The 3,651-nt window shown below is 59.6% G+C and carries 2 protein-coding genes; one reads left to right on the forward strand and one right to left on the reverse strand.

Features of this window, described 5'->3' with window-relative positions; genetic code table 11:
• Positions 1-761, forward strand: a 761-nt coding sequence (gene argR, locus OQK_RS17865; RefSeq protein ID WP_038861051.1) for a transcriptional regulator ArgR, incomplete at its 5' end; no start/stop codon positions are given.
• 13 nt (positions 762-774) lie between these two features.
• Here argR and OQK_RS17870 read toward each other — a convergent pair.
• Positions 775-3,651, reverse strand: a 2,877-nt coding sequence (locus OQK_RS17870; protein WP_038861052.1) for a hypothetical protein, incomplete at its 5' end; no start/stop codon positions are given.

Below are 3,651 nucleotides of genomic sequence, written 5' to 3' on the forward strand. Positions count from 1 at the left end.
CCGACGAGCCGCCGACCACCCTGGCGCCGGCGCTGAGCAGTGCGCTCAAGCAACTGGTGCGTGCCGGTTGCGTGATCGGTGGTCTGTCGGCCGGTGTCTATCCGCTGGCCCAGCTCGGTTTGCTCGACGGTTATCGCGCCGCCGTGCACTGGCGCTGGCAGGACGATTTCGCTGAGCGCTTCCCGAAAGTCATCGCCACCAGTCATCTGTTCGACTGGGATCGCGATCGTCTGACCGCTTGCGGTGGCATGTCGGTGCTCGACCTGTTGCTGGCGGTGCTGGCCCGCGATCACGGTGCGGAACTGGCCGGTGCGGTGTCGGAAGAACTGGTCGTTGAGCGCATCCGCGAGGGCGGTGAGCGTCAGCGCATTCCGTTGCAGAATCGCCTCGGCTCCAGCCATCCGAAGCTCACCCAGGCGGTGTTGCTGATGGAAGCCAACATCGAAGAGCCGCTGACTACCGACGAAATCGCCCAGCATGTGTGCGTATCCCGTCGGCAGTTGGAGCGCATCTTCAAGCAATACCTCAACCGCGTGCCGAGCCAGTACTACCTGGAATTGCGCCTGAACAAGGCCCGGCAGATGTTGATGCAGACCAGCAAGTCGATCATCCAGATCGGCCTGTCCTGTGGCTTTTCCTCGGGGCCGCACTTCTCCAGCGCCTATCGCAATTTCTTCGGTGCCACGCCGCGGGAAGATCGCAACCAGCGGCGCAGCAGCAGCCCGTTCGAATTGTCGTCAGTGCCGCCGGAGCGTGGCTGAGCGCGGGCCGAGTTCAATCGGTGTCGATGCTGCTGGAAAAATCATGGAAGTCCTCAAACGACTGATACACGGTGTCGTTGCTCGCCTGTCGCTCCGCCAGGCGCAGTTGATACGCCGCCTCGTAACGCTGCAGGCGCTGCTGGCTTTCTGCGGTCAGCGGGTTGTCGCCGAAGGCATATTCGGTCAGCACCTCGCCGGGCTGTAAAGGAAACCCGACCGGCAACTCGGTAATCGCGTTCCCGGACAAGTCCGCGTACCTCAATCGAGGCAGTTCGAGCAGACCGTCAGGCACCTTGCTCAAGGCGCAATTGCCCAGACGCACATCGGTCATCTGCGGGAAATGACTCAGATCCGGAGCCATGTTGAGTGGATTGTCGCTCAGGTCCACGGATCTCAGGTTTCTCAGCATTCTGAAGGCTTCTGCGGTCTGCGCAGTCAGCGTGATTTCACAGCCAGGCAGATACAGGCTGTGCAATCTGTCCATTCCGAAGATTCTGGGGGGAACCTCGCGCAACGGATATTTGCGGATGGTGATGCTTTTGAGTTTGGGAAAAAGCGCCAACAATTGATCGACCCTGGGCGGCGCGGACGCTCCGCTTGTCAGTCGCAACTCTTCGATATGGTCGAAGCTTGCGGCCAGCGCCGGCAGCTCGCCGGTGAACGAAATGTCGCAGGTAACTCTTGGGTCCATGATGAACGTGGGCGCCCGGCGCAGGTCGGTTTCCAGATCTCGCCTGAAATGTTGGCGATTGCGTGTTTCCCTGGCTGCCGCGTCGTTCGCCAGTGGCATCTGCGTGTCAGGATCGTTGGGGATCTCGTTTGCCCAGCTATCCAGGCGTTCGAGCAGGCTGGTGAGGCCGGTTTTGCGGCGCATCAGCTCAAGACGCCCATCGGCCAGCGTACCCGCCAGCTTGTAGACCAGATCGTTGGCATCGAAGCCGGACAGCGACGGGTAAAGGCTTTGCGCCAGATCGATGTCGTCCTGTTGGACCCAGACACCGAAATTGTCGGCTTTGGCCTGGAAAGCGGCTTTGACACGTTCTCTGGAAGCAACCGACAACGGGTTGGCGCCCAGTTCCATGCCGCGACCGGAATAACGCGTCAGCTCCGTCGGCACTTCGATGATGTTGTTGTCGCTCAGCAATGCAACTTCCAGCTGCGGCAGCTGTTCCAGCCCGGCAGGAACGCTATCGATTCCGGTGCTGGTCAGATCGATGAACGTCAGGTTCTGCAGTGCCGACACATCGGGCGTGACCTGCAGCGGATTGCTATACAAGTCCAGAGATTTCAAGCGGGTCAGCGTGGATAAGACCGCTTGTCCGGCAGGATCCAGTGTGATCTGGCACTTGCTCAGCATCAACGTTTCCAGCGACGGCAGGCTTTGCAGCGCTTGCGGCATCTGGCCCAGGGAAAAATCCTGCAGTTCCAGGCCCTGCAATCCGCCGAAGCTTGTGAGAAAACCGTCGGAAACCTTCAGTGCCGGATTGCCCTGCAGACTGAGATGGGTGATGTGACTGAAGTCGGTGGCCAATTGCGGTAACTCACCGGTAAATGCCGCATTGGCATTGAAGGTGTTGAACCGTAGTGCTGAATTGTCGGTGCGCCTGCCGCGCCACAGTTGTTCGAGGCTTTCGCTGAATTTTTGTCTCTCGGCGAGTTCTGCAGCTTTTTCCTGCGCAGTCCATGGCCGTTCTGTCGATGGATTGTTGACTGGCAGACGCTCACGCCATGCGTTGAGATCGCCAATCATGCGGGCGATTTCGCCCTCCCACCTGATCAGTTGCGCCGTGCCGGTCTGTAATGTCCCGGGCAGGCGATAAATCATGTTGATCGCAGCGTTTTCCCCAAGTCGCGGGAACAGTCTCTGCGCCATGGCAATGTCAGCCGATGGCGGCTTGATGCGGAAGTTGCGCCCGTGTGCCGCGTAGTAGAACTTGACGCGCTCGCGGGCATTTATCGACAGAGGGTTGTCGTTCAGATATATGCCGTCGGCCTTATCGGGCTTCAGGCTGAAGATAGCGTCCGGCAGCTCGGTAATCTGGTTGTTGGCAAGCGAGAGCTCTCGCAGCAGCGGATGCTCGGCGATGCCCTTCGGCACGCTGGTCAGATCGGTATGGCCAAGTAAAAAGTTGGTGACCTTGGGCAGGGTGGTCAGATCGGGCGCATTTGACAGTGGGTTGTGGCTCAGATCGAGCAGCCGCAACTCGGACAGGGTGCCGAGTACTTGCTGCCCGGCAGGTGACAGTGTCAGCGCGCAGTCATTCAGTTTGAGCTCTTTGAGATACTGCAGGCGGCCGACGAATGAGGGTATGTCATAGAGCGTGAAGGCTTTCAATTTCAGCGTCTGAAGATTCGGGAACAAGGCAGCGAACGGCTCCAGTTCGGCGGTCGTCACGTTGCCGGTGAGCTTGAGGCTGGTCACGTGATCGAAGTTGACACTCAGGCGCGGCATTTCGCCGAGAAACTTCAGGTCTGCCGCAAACAATGCGCTGCGCTTGCCGCTTCCCATCGATCTTTCGCTCCAGAAATCCTCCAGCAATAGCTTGAAGTCCGAGCGTGCGGATCGTTGCGCCAGATGCGCGCTTACGCTCAAGGCCTGGCCTGTGACCGGGTGCGCGGACGGAATTGCCGAGGCCCAGCGGGTCAGGTCATCGCGCATCTGTTGCTGCTCCGCTTTCCAGCGAAGGAGCTGTTTGCGGCTGTCGCCCAGATTGCCGGGCAAGTCGTAGATCATCTCGCTGGCCTCCTGCTTGTTCAAACCGGGAAACAGCTGCCGGGCGAGGCTGACATCCTGCTCGGGCGCCAGGACGTCAAAGTCGTTTCGATGGATGCGGAAGTAGTTTTTGATCTGATCGCGCGCTGCTGCCGATAGCGGATTGTCGGCAAGGTC

It is taken from the genome of Pseudomonas sp. R62 (assembly GCF_000257605.1).
Taxonomy (GTDB): domain Bacteria; phylum Pseudomonadota; class Gammaproteobacteria; order Pseudomonadales; family Pseudomonadaceae; genus Aquipseudomonas; species Aquipseudomonas atacamensis.